The 15,536-nt window shown below is 62.9% G+C and carries 22 protein-coding genes; 20 read left to right on the top strand and 2 right to left on the bottom strand.

The window, feature by feature from the left end:
- Nucleotides 1-13: 13 nt before the first annotated feature.
- From R0382_RS12145 to R0382_RS12095, 11 genes are all read left to right on the top strand, one after another.
- Nucleotides 14-940, top strand: coding sequence for a hypothetical protein (locus R0382_RS12145; protein WP_432719853.1), 927 nt, complete (start codon nt 14-16; stop codon nt 938-940).
- A gap of 10 nt (nt 941-950) precedes the next feature.
- A complete protein-coding gene (locus R0382_RS12140; protein ID WP_432719852.1) occupies nt 951-1,187 on the top strand; it encodes a hypothetical protein in 237 nt (78 codons plus the stop codon).
- On the top strand, nt 1,184-1,516 hold the full coding sequence (locus R0382_RS12135) for a capsid cement protein (protein WP_432719851.1): 333 nt from the start codon (nt 1,184-1,186) through the stop codon (nt 1,514-1,516). The genes R0382_RS12140 and R0382_RS12135 overlap by 4 nt, the downstream gene beginning before the upstream one ends.
- A 2-nt stretch (nt 1,517-1,518) precedes the next feature.
- Nucleotides 1,519-1,824 (top strand): DUF7681 family protein, encoded by a 306-nt coding sequence (locus R0382_RS12130; protein WP_432719850.1) that lies wholly within the window; start codon nt 1,519-1,521, stop codon nt 1,822-1,824.
- 7 nt (nt 1,825-1,831) lie between these two features.
- Nucleotides 1,832-2,281 (top strand): gp436 family protein, encoded by a 450-nt coding sequence (locus R0382_RS12125; RefSeq protein ID WP_432719848.1) that lies wholly within the window; start codon nt 1,832-1,834, stop codon nt 2,279-2,281.
- Complete coding sequence (locus R0382_RS12120; protein WP_432719847.1) at nt 2,281-2,745, top strand: Gp37 family protein; 465 nt, start codon at nt 2,281-2,283, stop codon at nt 2,743-2,745. Before R0382_RS12125 ends, R0382_RS12120 begins: the two co-directional genes overlap by 1 nt.
- Nucleotides 2,742-2,966, top strand: coding sequence for a hypothetical protein (locus R0382_RS12115; protein WP_432719846.1), 225 nt, complete (start codon nt 2,742-2,744; stop codon nt 2,964-2,966). The genes R0382_RS12120 and R0382_RS12115 overlap by 4 nt, the downstream gene beginning before the upstream one ends.
- 2 nt (nt 2,967-2,968) lie before the next feature.
- The gene (locus R0382_RS12110) at nt 2,969-4,399 is read left to right on the top strand and encodes a phage tail sheath subtilisin-like domain-containing protein (RefSeq protein ID WP_432719844.1); all 1,431 of its coding nucleotides are present in this window, start codon (nt 2,969-2,971) and stop codon (nt 4,397-4,399) included.
- A 2-nt stretch (nt 4,400-4,401) separates the two neighbouring features.
- The gene (locus R0382_RS12105) at nt 4,402-4,926 is read left to right on the top strand and encodes a phage major tail tube protein (protein WP_432719843.1); all 525 of its coding nucleotides are present in this window, start codon (nt 4,402-4,404) and stop codon (nt 4,924-4,926) included.
- A 155-nt stretch (nt 4,927-5,081) separates the two neighbouring features.
- Complete coding sequence (locus R0382_RS12100; RefSeq protein WP_432719842.1) at nt 5,082-5,324, top strand: phage tail assembly protein; 243 nt, start codon at nt 5,082-5,084, stop codon at nt 5,322-5,324.
- A gap of 28 nt (nt 5,325-5,352) precedes the next feature.
- Nucleotides 5,353-5,484, top strand: coding sequence for a hypothetical protein (locus tag R0382_RS12095; RefSeq protein WP_432719841.1), 132 nt, complete (start codon nt 5,353-5,355; stop codon nt 5,482-5,484).
- Here the strand turns inward: R0382_RS12095 and R0382_RS12090 are convergent.
- Nucleotides 5,444-5,761, bottom strand: a complete 318-nt coding sequence (locus R0382_RS12090; protein WP_432719840.1) for a hypothetical protein — start codon at nt 5,759-5,761, stop codon at nt 5,444-5,446. The genes R0382_RS12095 and R0382_RS12090 overlap by 41 nt on opposite strands.
- Between R0382_RS12090 and R0382_RS12085 the strand changes: the two genes are divergently transcribed.
- The 5 genes from R0382_RS12085 to R0382_RS12065 are packed head-to-tail and all read left to right on the top strand — an operon-like array spanning nt 5,733 to nt 11,164.
- Nucleotides 5,733-8,279 carry a phage tail tape measure protein gene (locus R0382_RS12085; RefSeq protein ID WP_432719839.1) on the top strand — a complete coding sequence of 849 codons (2,547 nt, stop codon included), beginning with the start codon at nt 5,733-5,735 and terminating at the stop codon, nt 8,277-8,279. The genes R0382_RS12090 and R0382_RS12085 overlap by 29 nt on opposite strands.
- Nucleotides 8,279-9,175 (top strand): phage tail protein, encoded by an 897-nt coding sequence (locus R0382_RS12080; protein WP_432719838.1) that lies wholly within the window; start codon nt 8,279-8,281, stop codon nt 9,173-9,175. Before R0382_RS12085 ends, R0382_RS12080 begins: the two co-directional genes overlap by 1 nt.
- Nucleotides 9,175-9,381 (top strand): tail protein X, encoded by a 207-nt coding sequence (locus R0382_RS12075; protein WP_432719837.1) that lies wholly within the window; start codon nt 9,175-9,177, stop codon nt 9,379-9,381. The genes R0382_RS12080 and R0382_RS12075 overlap by 1 nt, the downstream gene beginning before the upstream one ends.
- Nucleotides 9,369-10,556, top strand: a complete 1,188-nt coding sequence (locus R0382_RS12070) for a phage late control D family protein (protein ID WP_432719836.1) — start codon at nt 9,369-9,371, stop codon at nt 10,554-10,556. Before R0382_RS12075 ends, R0382_RS12070 begins: the two co-directional genes overlap by 13 nt.
- Nucleotides 10,553-11,164: a phage baseplate assembly protein V gene (locus R0382_RS12065; RefSeq protein ID WP_432719835.1), complete on the top strand. Its 612-nt coding sequence runs from the start codon at nt 10,553-10,555 to the stop codon at nt 11,162-11,164. The genes R0382_RS12070 and R0382_RS12065 overlap by 4 nt, the downstream gene beginning before the upstream one ends.
- Here R0382_RS12065 and R0382_RS12060 read toward each other — a convergent pair whose 3' ends face one another.
- On the bottom strand, nt 11,165-11,845 hold the full coding sequence (locus tag R0382_RS12060; protein WP_432719834.1) for a DUF4145 domain-containing protein: 681 nt from the start codon (nt 11,843-11,845) through the stop codon (nt 11,165-11,167).
- Nucleotides 11,846-11,918: 73 nt separating this feature from the next.
- Between R0382_RS12060 and R0382_RS12055 the strand changes: the two genes are divergently transcribed.
- From R0382_RS12055 to R0382_RS12040, 4 genes are read left to right on the top strand one after another with little or no spacing between them, the layout of a single operon-like run.
- The gene (locus R0382_RS12055; protein WP_432719833.1) at nt 11,919-12,317 is read left to right on the top strand and encodes a GPW/gp25 family protein; all 399 of its coding nucleotides are present in this window, start codon (nt 11,919-11,921) and stop codon (nt 12,315-12,317) included.
- Nucleotides 12,308-13,459, top strand: coding sequence for a baseplate assembly protein (locus R0382_RS12050; protein ID WP_432719832.1), 1,152 nt, complete (start codon nt 12,308-12,310; stop codon nt 13,457-13,459). Before R0382_RS12055 ends, R0382_RS12050 begins: the two co-directional genes overlap by 10 nt.
- Nucleotides 13,452-14,033 (top strand): phage tail protein, encoded by a 582-nt coding sequence (locus R0382_RS12045; protein WP_432719831.1) that lies wholly within the window; start codon nt 13,452-13,454, stop codon nt 14,031-14,033. Before R0382_RS12050 ends, R0382_RS12045 begins: the two co-directional genes overlap by 8 nt.
- Before the next feature lie 9 nt (nt 14,034-14,042).
- Nucleotides 14,043-15,533: a hypothetical protein gene (locus R0382_RS12040; protein WP_432719830.1), complete on the top strand. Its 1,491-nt coding sequence runs from the start codon at nt 14,043-14,045 to the stop codon at nt 15,531-15,533.
- Nucleotides 15,534-15,536: the final 3 nt, after the last annotated feature.

The following is a 15,536-nucleotide window of genomic DNA, read 5'->3' as shown; positions in this document are numbered from 1 at the left end:
CAAGGAAAACGTGATGGCAGATCGTCTTAGCAAGCTCCGGGTCGTCGACCCGGTATTGACCAGCCTGGCGCGCGGCTACCGCAACGCCCAGTACATCGGCGAGGGCCTGTTCCCGGTCGCCGAGATGGAAAAGGAAGCCGGCATCATTCCGCGGTTCGGCAAAGAAGCCTTCCGTCTGTGGGAAACCGAGCGCGCGATTCGCGGCAAGTCCAATGTGATGACGGCCGACGACCCGGATACGCTCGATGTGGTGCTGCGCGAACACGACCTCTCGTACCCGGTGGACTACCGCGAGCAGGCCGAATCGATGTTCAACGAAGAAGCCAAGGCAGCGAAGCGCGTCAAGGATGCGATCGACCTCGGCCGCGAAGTGGCCGCTGCGCGGTTGGCGCAGAACTCGAACACCTATCTCGCCGGTGCCAAGGTCACGCTGGCCGGCGCGGCCAAGTGGGTGAATGGCGGCGGTGATCCGATCAAGGACATCGAGGACGGCAAGGAGGTCGTGCGCCAGCGCACCGGCATGCGGCCGAACACGGTCGCCATGGGTGCCGCCGCGTATGCCTCGCTCAAGTTCCACCCGAAGCTCGCCGCCGCACTGGGCACCCAGGAACGCAAGCTGATCACGCTGGAACACCTGAAGGCGATCTGGGGTGTCGAGCACATCCACATTGGCGAAGCGCTGGCCGCCGACGGCAACGGCGCGACCGGCGACATCTGGGGCGACAACGTGATCCTTGCCTACGTGGCCAAGCCCGGCGCCGGTGAGTCGGCCGACCACGACATCCCGTCCTTCGGCTACACCCTGCGCAAGAAGGGCATGCCGGAAACCGACAAGTACAACGCCGAAGGCAACAAGGTTCAGTACGTGCGCCACACCGACGTCTACAAGGTCGTCGTCGTCGGTGCCGATGCCGGCTACCTGATCGCCGACGTGAACTGAGGGGTCGGTGATGAGTGAGATCAAGAAGACGCTGTACGTCGTCAAAGGCATGGCCATCAAGCACGGCGATGCGCTGTATCCCGAGGGCGAGCTGATCGAGCTGGCCGACGACGAGGCCAAGCCGCTGGCGCAATGGATCGAACCGGCCAAGGTTCCGGTGGAAGCCAAGGTGACGACCAAGACCAAGGACTCCGACGGCGACAAAGCCGCAACGGATACCGCTGACAAGAAGGATGGCCAGCAATGAAGCCACAACACGTAACGCTGACGACGTCGGTCTTGGCACTGACCGACCTGACCCAACGCCGCTTCGTCGGCTTTGACGGTGGTATCTGCGCCGCCGGCACCAAGGCGCTCGGCGTCGTCGAGGTTGATACCGGTGCCGGCAACATGGCGCCATCCAATGTGCTCGGCGTGATCCTGGTCGAAGCCGGTGCCGCGATCGCGGCCGGCGCCGAGGTGCAATCCGACGCCGCCGGCAAGGCCATCACCAAGGCCGCCGGCGTCGGCAACGGCTTCGCCTGGGACGCTGCCGCTGCGGCGGGCGACGTGATCCGTATCGTGCGGGGTATCTGAGCATGGACAACCAGCACCAGCGCATTACCGGCTATCGCGATTTGACCGAGGAAGAGATCGCCTTGATGAACGAAATCAAGGCCAAGTCTGCCGAGGTTGGCGCGTTGGTCGAAACGCTGCGTGCCGGCTTGCCGGTATTCGCCACCGATGATGTGCAGGAAGAAGCGCCTGCTGCCGATGATTTCGTGCTGGTTGCGCTGTCGCCCGATGCCTTTGAAGTCGACCGCTGGCTGAACATTGGCCAGGACCACCTGCAGCAAGGCTTCATGGCGCTGACGCGGGCAGTCGCCCGGCCGACGAGCTTCTGAGCCGATCATGCGCTACTGCACCCTGGCAGACCTGCAACTGGCCATCCCGATGGCCACACTGATTCAGTTGACCAACGACAGTGCGACCGACTTCAACGCACCGGCGCCGGTACTGAATCAGGCGGTGGTCGACGAGGCTGTTCGTCAGGCCGAGGAACTCGTCGACGCCTACCTGCGCGGCCGTTACCTGCTGCCGCTGGAGCCGGTGCCGACCGTGGTGAAGGACATCACCGTCAATCTGGCCCGCCATTGGCTGTATGCACGGCGGCCGGAAGGCAACGATCTGCCGGATGCAGTGACGCGAACCTACAAATCGGCGCTGCAGATGCTCGAGGCGATCCGTGACAACAAGCTGACCATCGGCGCGCCGACTGGCGAGGCCACGCCGGAGCCGGGCGAAATGAAGGCTCGCACCCGGCCACGCCGGTTTTCTGCCGATTTACTGGATCGGTACTGATGGCCACGACCCTGCAAATTCTGGAGTCCGTCGTCGTTCGCCTGCAGGCCAGGTTGCCGCAATTGGCCGTCGAGTATTTCCCCGAACGGCCGGCCGAGTACCGCGTGAATCACGCAGTTGGTGCGCTCCTGGTGAGCTACCCGGGCAGCAACTTCGCCGAGACGGTCGATGTCGGCTGCATCGCCCAGCCCCGGACGCTGAAGCTGTCGATCACGGTGATGCTGCGGCAGCTCAATGGCCGCGGTGGCGCCGTCGACGTGCTCGATGTCGTGCGTGCGGCACTGATCGGTTTTCGGCCGCCGGACTGCCGCAAGACCAAGGCGGTATCCGAGAAATTCCTCGGGCAAGTCGGCGGCATTTGGCAATACGCCGTGGATTTCAGTACCGAAGCGATGCAGGTCGAGGATGTCGAGCCGGACAACCTGCCTGTTCTGACCACCGTGACCTATGAGGAAACCCCATGAAGTATCTCTATAGCGGCCCCACCAGCGGCGTGACGCTGCAGGACGGCGACGAGCCGCGCGAAGTCATGCTGCACACCGGCGCCGAAGTCGAACTGCCGGCCGAACACGAATACACCAAGACGCTGCTGGCCTTGGGCTACCTCGCACCGGCACCGGCCAAAACCACCAAGGTGTCGGCACGCCCGGCTGTTAGCGCGGACGAATCCGCCAAGGAGGCATGAGCATGGCTGCAAACTATTTGCATGGTGTGGAAACGACCGAGGTCGAGCGCGGCAAGCGCAAGGTCCAGACGGCAAAGTCCGCCGTGATCGCGCTGATCGGCACTGCACCGATGGGCCCGGTCAACCAGACGATCCTGAGCCTGTCGGAGAAAGACGCGGCCCAGTTCGGCACGCAGCTGCCGGGCTTCACCATTCCACAGGCGCTGGATGCGATCTACGACCACGGCGCCGGCACGGTCATCATCGTCAACGTGCTCGACCCGGCGATCCACAAAACGGCCGTGGCCAGCGAGGCGGTCACCTTCGATGCGTCGACTGACCGCGCGAAACTGGCGCACGGTGCGATCGTCAATCTGGTGTTCAAAAGCAATGACGGTGCGGTGACCTACATCGCCGGCACCGACTACACCGTCGATCCGCTGTCCGGTGAACTGGTCCGGCTCAAGAGCGGTGCGATCGCAGCCAGTGGCGGCGGCAAGGCCGGCTACGACTTCGCCGACCCGACCAAGGTCACGCCGGCCGACATCATCGGCGCGGTCAATGCTGCAGGCGTGCGCACCGGCCTGAAGGCGTTGAAGGACACGTACAACCAGTTCGGCTTCTTCGCCAAGATTCTGATCTCACCGGCGTTCTGCACGCAGAACTCGGTAGCGACCGAGCTGATCGCGATGGCCGACCAACTCGGTGCGATTGCCTACATCGATGCGCCGATCGGCACGACCTTTGCCCAAGCGATCGCCGGCCGCGGGCCGCAGGGAACGATCAACTTCAATACCTCCAGCGATCGGGTTCGCCTGTGCTATCCGCACGTGAAGGTCTACGACCCGGTGCTCAACGCCGAACGCCTGGAGCCGCTGTCGGCGCGCGCCGCCGGCCTGCGCGCCAAGGTTGACCTGGATAAGGGCTATTGGTGGTCGCACTCGAACCAAGAGCTGGCCGGCGTGATCGGCGTCGAGCGCCAGCTCTCGGCGATGATCGACGACCCGCAATCCGAGGTGAACCTGCTCAACGAGGTCGGCATCACCACGGTGTTCTCAAGCTTCGGCTCGGGCTACCGGCTGTGGGGCAACCGCACCGCGGCGTGGCCGACCGTGACGCATATGCGCAATTTCGAGAACGTGCGCCGTACCGGCGACGTGATCAACGAATCGATCCGCTACTTCAGCCTGCAGTACATCGATATGCCGATGAACCAGGCATTGATCGACTCGCTGCTGGAGTCGGCCAACGGTTATGGTCGGGACCGGATCGGGGTCGGTGCACTGCTGGGGTTCAAGGCGTGGTTCGATCCGGCTCGCAACGAGGAAACCGAACTCGCCAACGGCCATCTGCTGATCAGCTACAAGTACACGGTGCCGCCGCCGAATGAGCGCACCACCTACGAGACCGAGATCACCTCGGAATACCTGCTGACGCTGAAGGGGAGTAACTGACCATGGCCGGCCAGATTCAAATCAACCGCATCACCAATGCCAATATCTACGCCAACGGTAACTCGCTGATCGGCCGTGCCGAGGAGATCAAGCTGCCCGATGTCGCCGCCATTATGGCCGAGCACAAGGCGCTGGGGATGGTCGGCAAGATTGAGCTGCCGTCGGGTTTCGACAAACTGGAAGGCGAGATCAAGTGGAACTCGCTGTACAAGGACGTGGCCAAGCTCGCCGCCAACCCGTTCAAGGCGGTGCAGCTGCAGTGCCGCTCGAACATCGAGACCTACGGTGCGCAAGGCCGGTTGCAGGAAGTCAGCTTGGTGACCTACCTCACCGTGATGTTCAAGAAGAACCCGCTTGGCACCTTCAAGCAGCACGACAACGCCGAGTTTGCGTCGGCATTCTCGGCCACCTACATCAAGCAGGTGATCGACGGTGAGGACGTGCTCGAACTGGACTACATGGCGAACATCTTCCGCGTCGGTGGCGAGGACATGCTTGCCGACTACCGGCGCAATATCGGCGGCTAGTTCCGCACCATTTCACCCATGACAACGGCCCGCGCAATGCGGGCCGTTTGTTTTTAAAGCCGTTTAACCGACTGCAGTCGGTTGGGCGTCGACAATCCTTCGTGTACCCGCTTGCTCATCTCGTTGAGCCGTTCAACCCACGCGAAGGATTCGTTATGGAACTCCAACTCAAGCACCCGTTCACCAGCGCCGCCGGCGTCACCATCGACAAGCTGAATATCCGCCGTGCCAAGCGCGCCGACATGAAGGCGGCGAGTAAGTACAGCAAGGACGAGGCCGACCAAGAAGACTTTCTGTTCGCGCAGATCACCGGGCTGACGCTGGAAGATATCGATCAGCTCGATGTGGCCGACTCGAAGGCGCTGCAAGACTCCTTTCGCGCCATGGTGGGCGGCTGAAGAAGCACTGCGGCCGTTGGACGAAGCCTTGCTCAACATCCTTGGGATACAGCCGTCCGAAATCGACGGGCTCGATATGGACGACTACTGGTTCTGGATCGGCGCGGCCGAGCGCAAGGTCAAGCGCGAGAACGAGCAGCAGCGGCAGCTTTACGGCTGAGCCAGACCACCGAAGCCATCACTACACCACCCACCAGGCCGGCGCCCGCGGCCAGCGGCGCGCCGGCCAGTGCAGCCAGCATCAGCGCAAACGGCAGCACGATCAGGGCGAACCAGAACGGTAGGTGCGCAAAGCAAAGCCAGCCCAAGCCGACGGCAACACAGCCGATGGTGAGCCAGTAGATGGTCTTCGCCGAGGAAGTGAGCGTTTTTTCAAACATGGTTGCAGCATAGCAAAGGGGCGAAATCATGAGCAATGAAGTGCTGGTCGGGATCAAGATCGGTGCCTTGCTGTCCGGCTCGTTTCAGTCGGTCTTCGCCTCGGCGCGCAGCACCACGCTGCGACTTGGGCAGGCCGCCACCGAAGTCAGTGCGAAGCACGCGCGTCTGGGTGAGGTCATGGCCCGCGCGATGGCGCACCCGGGACGCAACATCAGTGCCTTGCGCCGCCAGTACGAACAGCTTGGCCAGACGCTGGATCAACTGCGCGCCAAGCAGGAACGGCTGACCGCCAGCCTTGCCCGCGGCGCGGCGCTCAAGTCGGCCCGGGGCGAGTTGCGTAGCGAGGCAATGGAAACCGTCGGTACCGCCGTCGCGCTCGGCGCACCGGTGCTGAAGTCGGTGCAACTGGCCGCCGGCTTTCAGGATCAGCTGCGCGATACCGCCATCACCGGCGAATTCAGCAAGGCCGAAGAGGCCAGCCTCGGCAAGACCATGCGCAAGTCGGCGCTCGACTGGAACCAGACCCAAGCCGAAGTCGCCCGCGGCACGGGCGTGCTTGTTGCCGGTGGCATCCAGAACGCCAGGGAGCTGGAGAAATACGCGCCGGTGATGGCCAAGTCGGCCACCGCCACCCGCGCCAGCATGGACGACCTTGGCGCCGTCGCGCTGGCCATGAAGGACAACCTCAACATCGGCGCCGACGGCTACGAAGGCGCGATGAACATGCTGGCCTACGCCGGCAAGCGTGGTCAGGTCGAAATTCGCGACATGGCCAAGTTCCTGCCGCAGATTGCGCCGTCGTTCCAGGCGATGGGCGTTACCGGCAAGGAAGCCGTCGCCGAAATCGGCGCCGCGCTGCAGATTGCCCGCAAGGGCGCGGGCTCGAACGACGAGGCCGCCAACAACTTCCGCAACTTCCTACAGAAGCTCACCGCGCCGGAAACCCTGAAGGACTTCGCCAACGCCGGCATAGACCTGAAGACCAGTATGCAGACGCTGCGCTCCCAAGGTTTCACGCCGGTCGAGGCTATGCTCAAGGTCATCACCCAGTATTTGGGCACCAAGAGTCCGGAGGCCGCCGATCGCTTCATCGCGGCGATGAACATCAAGGACGACAAGGAGCGCCAGGTTGCCGTCGGCAAACTGCAGGAGGCGTACAAGCTCGGCGAGCTGTTCCAGGACATGCAGGCGATGAACTTCATCCGCCCGGCGATCGCCAACCAGGGCGAGATGCAGGACATCAAGAAGGGTTCGATCGACGCGGCCGACAAGGGCTTGATCGACAAGGACTACGCCAAGCGCACCGAGACCGCCGTTGAGCATTTCAAAGCATTCAAGATCAGCATGATGGATATCGGCATCACTATCGGCGAAGCCCTGCTGCCGACGATCAATGAACTGCTGCGTGACATCAAGCCGGCGATCTCGGCATTCGGCGAATGGGCCAAGGCCCACCCCGTCGTGATCAAGGGCGTGATCGGCCTTGTTGGCGGATTGCTGGCCGGCAAGATGGCGTTTATTGCGCTGCGCTATGGCATCAACCTGGTGCTGTCGCCATTTAATGCACTGACCTCGGCGGTCACAGCGCTCTCTGGCAAGTGGACCCTGCTGCGAGCCTTCGCACAACGCGGCGGTTTTGCACCGGCGCTGTCGGTGCTGCGCGGGCTGGGCGGCGGCTTCATGGCCGTCGGCCGTGCCCTGTTGCCGTTCGCTCGAGGCATGGCGATGGCGTTCGGCTCGCCGCTGATTCTGGCCGCGCGTGGCGTGTTATTCCTGGGCAAGTTGCTTGCAGGCAACCTGGTCGGCGGCCTGCGGCTGGTTGGCCAAGCCGTGCTGTGGATCGGCCGCGCAATGCTGATGAACCCGATCGGCTTGGCGATTACCGGTATCGCGATCGCGGCGTATCTGATTTATCGCTACTGGTCACCGATCAAACAGTTTTTCTCTGGCCTGTGGGCCGAGGTCAAAACGGCGTTTGCCGGCGGCATTGGCGGCGTGGCTAGGCTGATCCTCAACTGGTCGCCGGTCGGACTGTTCTACAAGGCGTTCGCCGGCGTGATGAAGTGGTTCGGTGTCGACATGCCGAAAACCTTCACCGACTTCGGCGGCCACCTGATCGGCGGGCTGATCAACGGGATCAAGGCTAAGTTCGGCGCGGCCAAGGAGGCCATCGTCGGCTTCGGCCAGGACATCAAGGGCTGGTTCTCCAGCACGCTGGGCATCCAGTCACCATCGCGCGTGTTCATGGGTTTCGGTGACAACATCGCCCAAGGTGCGGCAATCGGCATCGGCCGATCGTCCGGGCTGGCCAGCAAGGCGGCCGGCAGCATGGCGGCGCAGACGGCGGCCGCAGCGGCCGCGAAACGCTTGGGCGCCGGGCGCGCATCCGCAGCCGGGCCGGCCGGTGCTGCCGGTGGTGGCATGACTATCCACTTCAGCCCGCATATCACCGTGCCGCCGGGCTCGCCGCAATCCGTAAAGGATGCCGTGCAACAGGGGCTGCAGCTGTCGCTTCACGAGCTCGAGCAACTGATCGGCCGGGTAACGGCACAGCAAGCGCGGAGAGCCTACTGATGTACGCGCTGCTCGGGGACATCCAGTTCGACCTGATCGCGTACTTCGACGGCTTCGAGTCGCAGTTCGGCGCCGACTATGCCGAGCACGCGCTGATCGATGGCAAGCCACGGCTGCAGATCATCGGCGACAAGCTCGACGAGATTCGCCTGACGCTGTCGTTCCATGCGCAGTTCTGCGAGCCCGAGCGCGAGCTGGCCAGGCTGAAGAAGGCGCTGGCCTTGCACCGGGCCATGGCACTGGTACTGGGCAACGGCGACTACAAGGGCTGGTTCGTCCTGACCGACGTGCAGGCGACCAGCGAACAGACCGATGGCTTCGGGACGCTGGTCGCCGTGACGGCGACGGCGACCTTGCGCGAGTACGTCGGCGACAAAAAGAACCCGCTGCCGGCGCCGGCGGTACAGCCTAAAGTGCCGCCGGTCTCGGCCAAGCTGGTGCCAACCGGCCAGGCGATCGGCGCAGTGAACAGCGCCCGCGACAGCATCCGGCAGGCGGTCTCGGCGGCGAACCAGGCGCAAGCGGCCATGCGCACGGCGACCGATGCCGTCCGCGTGGCGCAGCAGCTGCGCAACAACCCGTTGGCCGCGCTCGGCCGTGTGCCTGGTCTGATGACCGGGCTCGGCGACGCAGCCGCACCACTGGCCAAGCTTGCCCCGGCATTGGGCGGTTTGACTAGCCAGCTACCGGAAGCGGCCAGCCTGATGCGGGCCGGCAATAACGCGCTCTCAATGATTACCGCCGCGCAGGGCGTACTGGCCGGCGCGAACACCGGCAACGTCGTCGGCAAGATCGATCAGATGGCGGGCCAGCTTTCCACTGCAAGTGCGGCCCTGGAGCAAGCGGCGCCGGCGACGGCGAAGCTCGCGGCCATGGTCGTGACGAGGGCGATCTGATGTTCTTGACGCATATCACCACCCAGGGTCAGCGCTGGGATCAGCTCTCGGTGCTGTATTACGGCGATCCGTTCCAGTACGAGCGGATCATCGTGGCCAATCCGCACGTGCCGCTGTTGCCTTGTTTGCCGGCCGGGCTGACACTGTCGATCCCGGTGATCGAGCAGCAGGATGTATCGGAGGACTTGCCGCCATGGCTGCGCTGACTGCTACGCCGCAAGCGCCGACCTCGGTTGCGGTGCCGCATCCGGTGTTCGTGCTCACCTACGGCAAGAAGAACATCACCGAGGACATCACGCCCTACGTGCTGTCGGTGACCTATACCGATTACCTGGCCGGGCAGTCCGACGAACTGGAGGTCGAACTCGAGGACACCGACGGCCGTTGGGCGAACCAGTGGTATCCGGGCAAGGGCGACACGCTGTCGTTGAAGATCGGCTACGACCAGGTGCCGCTGCTGCCGTGCGGTGCATTCGAGGTCGACGAGATCGAATTCGCCCGGCCGCCATCGACCGTGTCGATCCGGGCGTTGTCGACCGGCATCAACAAGCCGGTGCGCACGCCCGGCAACCATGGCTATGAGAACACCTCGCTTGCTGCAATCGCATCGCGTGTCGCCAAGCGCAACCGGCTGACGCTGGTCGGCAAGATTCGTGATATTCGGATCGACCGGGTGACGCAGTATCAGGAACACGACGTTGGCTTCCTGACCCGCCTCGGCCGCGAGTACGGCTATGCGTTCAAGATCGTCGGCGACCAGCTGGTGTTTACCGAGCTGAGCGCGCTGCGCGATGGCGATCCGGTGGGCACAGTGGCCTTGTCGGAGATCATTTCGATCCGGCTGCGCGACAAGATCAAGGACATCTACAAGGCGGTCAAGTCGAAGTATCACGACCCGAAGGCCAAGAAGCTGATGGTGATCGCCGAGAAGCCCAACGGCGAGACCGGCGTCATCGGCCATACCAGTGCACCGGCGAAGTCCGGCAAGGCCAGCAGCGGCGACACGCTGAAGTTGTCGAGCCGGGCCGGCTCGAAGGCGACCGCGCAAACCAAGGCACAGGCCGCACTCAATCACGCCAACCTGCAGCAGACCGGCGGATCGATCACAGTGATCGGCAACCCGAAGCTGGTCGCCGGCACCACGTTCACACTGATCGATTGCGGCAGGCTGTCCGGGCGCTACTTGGTTGAGTCGTCCAGGCATCGGCTCACACGCGGCGGTGGCTATGTCACCGAGCTGGAAGTGAAGCGCGTGGCGCTGCCGACGCGACCGGGCGCGGCCAAGCCCGCCCCGAAGAAGTCGGCCAAGGGGCTTACGGTCTACGGCGAGAAGGACGGCAAGGTGCAGGTCATCGGTACGACGACGGGGAAAAAACCATGAACCGCGAAACACTCGACGAGTTTGGCGCCACGCTCAAGACCGGCACGGTCAGCGCCTCACGGCCGGGCTTTGCCCGCGTGCGCTTTCCGGACTTCGACAACCTGCGCAGCATGTGGTTACCGATCGCCTACCCGAAGACGCAGAACGATCAGTGCTGCTGGACCTATGACATCGGCGAACAGGTGAAGGTGCTGCTCGACCCGCGTGGCGAGGACGGCGTGATCCTAGGCGCGATCTACTCCGACGCCGACACGCCGCCGGTGACCGACCCGAACAAATTCGTCATCCGCTTCAAGGACGGTGCGCTGCTGGAGTACGACCGCGGCACGCACACGCTGTCTGTGACAGGTATTGCGAAGATGATCGTCCAGGCCAGCACCGAGATCACGCTGAAGGCCGGTGCCAAGGTGACGATCGACACGCCCGAGGCCGAAGTGACTGGCAACCTGACCGTGCAGAAGAAGCTGACCTTCCTCGGCGGCATGGCCGGCTCAGGCGGCGACGGCACCGCCGCGAAGATCAGCGGTAAGGTCGAGGTAGAGGGTGATGTCAGCGCCAGCGGCTCGGTGATGGATGCCGGCGGCAACTCCAACCATCATGTGCATTGACTACTTGGCTGTCGCTTTCGTGTTGCGACGCTCGATGGCCTCTAGCGCACCTGCCGGCAGATTCGCAAACATGGCCTCAAGCGCCTTGGGCTTCGTGATCATTTCTTCGACGACCATGTTGATCAGGCCAAACAGGGCAAACGCAAGCTCGGGGTTGTCTTGCAAATCCATTTCGCCGGGATGGACTGCGTTGTTACCGGTTACACGCACGACATCGAAAGCCTGTTGCATGCGCACTGGTAGACCATTTGCGACCAGCTTCGCAATGTCTTCATCAATTTTCTTTCCCGCGCAGCCAAGGTGGACACACAGCTTCTGGATCACAAGGCGGAGCAGTGCCGCGGCAGCTCGTGGTGAATGTTGAGCAACAGTGCGCGCCTCGTCGTAGTCGAGACGGCAATCGTCAGGTAGATCGACGTGCGCAACAGGCGCAGACGAAGCGATTGGGTACAACATCACCGCTCGCTGAGCTTCACGATCTGGAGAGTCTGGAAAACCAGAGTTATTGGGCGGCAACCGCCAGATGCTGCGCTGCTGACAGTGCTTGCACCACGCTGAAAATGCCCCAATAGGGGTTTTTTGATGGGTGAATAACGCTGTCCAACCCATGTGTGCAAATGCGTTACAGAAGGGGCAATTGAAAGCATCGGCATTAAACGTTGGCGCCACATAGATCGTCATTCATCTCTCCTTGTTTGCGCCATTTTAATCCCGATTAATATCCCGCCGCTGGGCGTCACGTCACGATGGCCGCATGACGCTGCTATCCGATATCTCTTCCGTCCACTGGCAACCCGCGCTGCACTCCGAACTGCGTCCCGCAGGAAGTCCCCTCCGGGGACAGGGCGTCGACGTCGTCGAGGCTGAGGCCGACGTCGGCCAGTGCATCCGCACCATCCTCAATACACCGAAGGGCAGCGACCCTCATCGCCCCGATTTCGGCTCCGACCTTCATCTCTACATCGACCACCCCGTCAACGAGGTACGGCCGCACCTGGTGCGCGAGGCCGTTGAGGCCATCAGGCGCTGGGAGCCGCGTTGCGAGCTACTCAAGGTCATCGTCTCGGTCGATGAGGCGCACGTGACCTTGCGCGTGCAGTGGCAACTGGCCGATGGTGTGCTGCGTGAAACAGAGGTGCGGCCATGGCGCTGACCGAACCGGATTTCATCCAGCGCGACCCGCAGCTCATCACCGCCGAGATCATCGCCGACTACGAACGGATGACCGGCAAGACACTGTACCCAGCGCAGGTCGACCGTTTGCTGATCGATGTGATCGCCTACCGCGAGACGCTGGTGCGCGTCGGCATCCAGGAGGCGGCCAAGCAGAATCTGGTCGCGTTCGCTCGTGCGCCAATGCTCGACTATCTGGGCGAGCTGGTTGGCGTAACCCGCCTGCCGGCGCAGGCCGCCCGCGCCACATTCCGTTTCCAGCTCATGACCGCACGGTCGACGGCGCTGCTGATCCCGGCGGGCACACAGGTCGAGACCAGCGACGGGGTGGTGACGTTTGCGACGGAGGCCGACGTTGTCTTGGCTGCTGGCCAGTTGTTTATCGACGTGGTTGGCGTATGCGACGCGCCAGGCGTAGCCGGTAACGGCTGGCAAATCGGCAAAATCAGCAGCTTGGTCGATGACCTCGGCGATGACGATGTGACGGTTGGCAACATCAGCGTACCAAGCAGCGGCGTCGAGGAAGAACTCAACGATCGCCTGCGCGAACGGATCAAGCTGGCGCCGGAAGCCTTCAGCACGGCCGGCAGCAAGCTGGCCTATCTGTTCCACGCCAAGAGCGCGCATCAGAGCATCAAGGATGTCGCAGTGCGCGGACCAAAGCTCGCCAAGATCGACGGCCAGATCGTTTCGCTGAACGACGTGCCGCCCGGTGAAGTGCGGCTCTACCCATTGCTCGACGGTGGTCTGCCCGATCAGACCATGCTGGCCTTGGTCGAGGCGACTTGCTCGGCCGAGCGCGTGCGGCCGCTGTGTGACTTTGTGCAAGCGCTGCCACCTATCAAGGTCGAGTACCAAATCGTTGCTGACGTGACGCTGCAGGCCGGTGCCGACCAAGCGGTGGTGTTGGCGCAAGTACGGTCTGCGGCCGAAGCCTATGCCGCAGACCGTGCGGCTGGTCTCGGCCGTGACGTGGTGCCGCAGCAGATCATCGCGAAGCTGCAGCTGCCTGGCGTTTACAGCGCACCGGTCAGCTCGCCGGCCTTGCTGGTGCTGGACGAGCACGAGTGGGCGTATTGCACCGGTATCGATCTGCGCTTTGCGGGAGTCGCCAATGGCTGACGAACTGCTGCAGCCGCCACTGGCCAGCGACGCACGCTTCCAAGTGCTAGGCGACCTAGCCAGCCGCCTGAATGATATCGATCTGTCGCCGCTGCTGGTCTACATGATCGATTCGGTCGACGCCTCGGCGCTGTACGCACTGGCCGAGCAGTTCTCGCTGACCGACAGCGACGGCTGGGCACTGGCCGAGACCGAAACGGCACAGCGGGCGCTGATCAAGCGCGCCATAGAAATCCATCGCTACAAGGGCACGCCCTGGGCAGTACGCGAGGTATTCCGGCTGCTCGGGCTCGGCGAGATCGAGATCGAGGAAGGCCGAGGCGGCTATCGCAGGGACGGCACATGTCGCCGTGACGGCTTCGCGATCCGCGGCACCAAGGCTGATCAGTGGGCGGTGTACCGCATCAAGTGCTTCCGACAGCTGAGCATCAAACAAGCCGAGGAAGCACGGCGGATGCTGGCCAGCGTGGCACCGGCGCGCTGCGCGCTGTTTGAAATCGACTTCTCCGCTGCGGCGCTGATCCGCAATGGCTTCGCCCGGCGCGACGGCACCTATACCCGCGGCTCAATCTAAGGAACCAAGATGGGAAATCTCAACGAACAAGCAGTGTGGGAGTCTGGCGTCCCATACTTCGAAGCCAATGCGGTACTTACGGGCGGTCCGGACTGCCCGGACAACATCCCCATTCGCGCGCTGGCCAACCGAACACTGTTCCTGAAGGCACTTGTCGAGGTGATTAGTGGCAGCACCGACCCGCTGCCACAGTACTGGAACGACGCTCGCGGCAACGCTGAAGTCGCCGCAGCCATTGCCGCCGTTGTTGGCAGTTCACCGGAAACGCTGAACCAGATCAACGAGCTGGCTGCCGCTATCGCTAACGATCCGAACTTTGCGGTGACGATGGCCACCGAGCTGGCCAAGAAGGCCAACCTCTCCGGTGCTGCATTCACCGGCCCGGTGTCCGGCCCGACAGCAGTCATCGGCGACGCCAGCACGCTACTGGCAACGACTGCATTCGTTGCTGCCTTGGTCGCGTCGCGGACGGGTTCGGCCGGCGCCGTCAATTTCCGCAACAAGCTCATCAACGGCAATTTCGACTTCTGGCAGCGCGGTACCTCGATCGCCGCCGGCACGGGATCACGCTATTGCGCCGACCGCTGGGTCAGCAACTCGTCCGGCTCGACCATCGCCGTATCGCGCCAAACATTTGCGCCAGGGCAGACTCTTGTGCCGAGCGAGCCGACGTACTTCCAGCGCGTGGTCGTGGCCTCGGTCGCTGGCGCAAACAATCAAGCGACCATTGCCCAGCCCATTGAGAGTGTACGCAGCTGCGCCGGTCGCAAAGTGACAAGGTCGTTCTGGGCCAAAGCCGACGCGGCTAAGTCGATCGCAGTAGAGTTCGCGCAGAACTTCGGCTCCGGCGGTTCGCCGACCGTCACCGGGATTGGTGCCCAGAAAATCGCGCTGACCACCAACTGGACTTACTACACGATCACTGCCGACATCCCCAGCATTGCCGGCAAGACCATTGCCGGCGGCGATGACTACCTCGCAATGTTTTTCTGGTGCGATGCCGGATCGAGTTTCGATGGGCGCACGGCGTCGCTTGGGCAGCAGTCGATCGTACTGGACTTGGCGCAGGTGCAGCTCGAAGTCGGGGCGGTGGCGACGTCGTCCGAAGAGCGGCCAGCGCAGGTTGAACTGGCGCTGTGCCAGCGATATTTCCAGAAGACGTACCATCAGAACACGGTTCCGGCAAACGGCGCTGGTGGTGGTTTGGCTTTTGGACTGGTCGCCAATTGTTATGCAGGGCAAGCCGGATCGAATTCCCAGCCGATGGCAGTGTGGCAATTTGATGTCGAGATGAGGGCGACCCCTACTATTACCTTGTATAACCCTAGTCCGACAAATTCCGGTGCTGGTGGTCAATGGCGTAACGGAAGCAACGACGCATCAACTGCTAACGCAAGTGCATATGGGATGACAACCAGAAAAACGAATGTTTACAACTCCGACGTAGCAGTAGCTGCCAGCACTTGGTACATCCATGCGGCTGCTGATGCCGAGCTGTAACCC

The organism is Jeongeupia wiesaeckerbachi (genome assembly GCF_050916355.1).
GTDB lineage: Bacteria > Pseudomonadota > Gammaproteobacteria > Burkholderiales > Chitinibacteraceae > Jeongeupia > Jeongeupia wiesaeckerbachi.
Note: the sequence above shows the minus strand (reverse complement) of the source record. Positions and strands in the feature narration are given on the sequence as shown.

Excerpts from the sequence above, each read along its gene's own strand:
- R0382_RS12145 (WP_432719853.1), top strand. The coding sequence starts at position 14 with ATGGCAGATCGTCTTAGCAAGCTCCGGGTCGTCGACCCGGTATTGACC.
- R0382_RS12140 (WP_432719852.1), top strand. The coding sequence starts at position 951 with ATGAGTGAGATCAAGAAGACGCTGTACGTCGTCAAAGGCATGGCCATC.
- R0382_RS12135 (WP_432719851.1), top strand. The coding sequence starts at position 1,184 with ATGAAGCCACAACACGTAACGCTGACGACGTCGGTCTTGGCACTGACC.
- R0382_RS12130 (WP_432719850.1), top strand. The coding sequence starts at position 1,519 with ATGGACAACCAGCACCAGCGCATTACCGGCTATCGCGATTTGACCGAG.
- R0382_RS12125 (WP_432719848.1), top strand. The coding sequence starts at position 1,832 with ATGCGCTACTGCACCCTGGCAGACCTGCAACTGGCCATCCCGATGGCC.
- R0382_RS12120 (WP_432719847.1), top strand. The coding sequence starts at position 2,281 with ATGGCCACGACCCTGCAAATTCTGGAGTCCGTCGTCGTTCGCCTGCAG.
- R0382_RS12115 (WP_432719846.1), top strand. The coding sequence starts at position 2,742 with ATGAAGTATCTCTATAGCGGCCCCACCAGCGGCGTGACGCTGCAGGAC.
- R0382_RS12110 (WP_432719844.1), top strand. The coding sequence starts at position 2,969 with ATGGCTGCAAACTATTTGCATGGTGTGGAAACGACCGAGGTCGAGCGC.
- R0382_RS12105 (WP_432719843.1), top strand. The coding sequence starts at position 4,402 with ATGGCCGGCCAGATTCAAATCAACCGCATCACCAATGCCAATATCTAC.
- R0382_RS12100 (WP_432719842.1), top strand. The coding sequence starts at position 5,082 with ATGGAACTCCAACTCAAGCACCCGTTCACCAGCGCCGCCGGCGTCACC.
- R0382_RS12085 (WP_432719839.1), top strand. The coding sequence starts at position 5,733 with ATGAGCAATGAAGTGCTGGTCGGGATCAAGATCGGTGCCTTGCTGTCC.
- R0382_RS12080 (WP_432719838.1), top strand. The coding sequence starts at position 8,279 with ATGTACGCGCTGCTCGGGGACATCCAGTTCGACCTGATCGCGTACTTC.
- R0382_RS12075 (WP_432719837.1), top strand. The coding sequence starts at position 9,175 with ATGTTCTTGACGCATATCACCACCCAGGGTCAGCGCTGGGATCAGCTC.
- R0382_RS12070 (WP_432719836.1), top strand. The coding sequence starts at position 9,369 with ATGGCTGCGCTGACTGCTACGCCGCAAGCGCCGACCTCGGTTGCGGTG.
- R0382_RS12065 (WP_432719835.1), top strand. The coding sequence starts at position 10,553 with ATGAACCGCGAAACACTCGACGAGTTTGGCGCCACGCTCAAGACCGGC.
- R0382_RS12060 (WP_432719834.1), bottom strand. The coding sequence starts at position 11,845 with ATGACGATCTATGTGGCGCCAACGTTTAATGCCGATGCTTTCAATTGC.
- R0382_RS12055 (WP_432719833.1), top strand. The coding sequence starts at position 11,919 with ATGACGCTGCTATCCGATATCTCTTCCGTCCACTGGCAACCCGCGCTG.
- R0382_RS12050 (WP_432719832.1), top strand. The coding sequence starts at position 12,308 with ATGGCGCTGACCGAACCGGATTTCATCCAGCGCGACCCGCAGCTCATC.
- R0382_RS12045 (WP_432719831.1), top strand. The coding sequence starts at position 13,452 with ATGGCTGACGAACTGCTGCAGCCGCCACTGGCCAGCGACGCACGCTTC.
- R0382_RS12040 (WP_432719830.1), top strand. The coding sequence starts at position 14,043 with ATGGGAAATCTCAACGAACAAGCAGTGTGGGAGTCTGGCGTCCCATAC.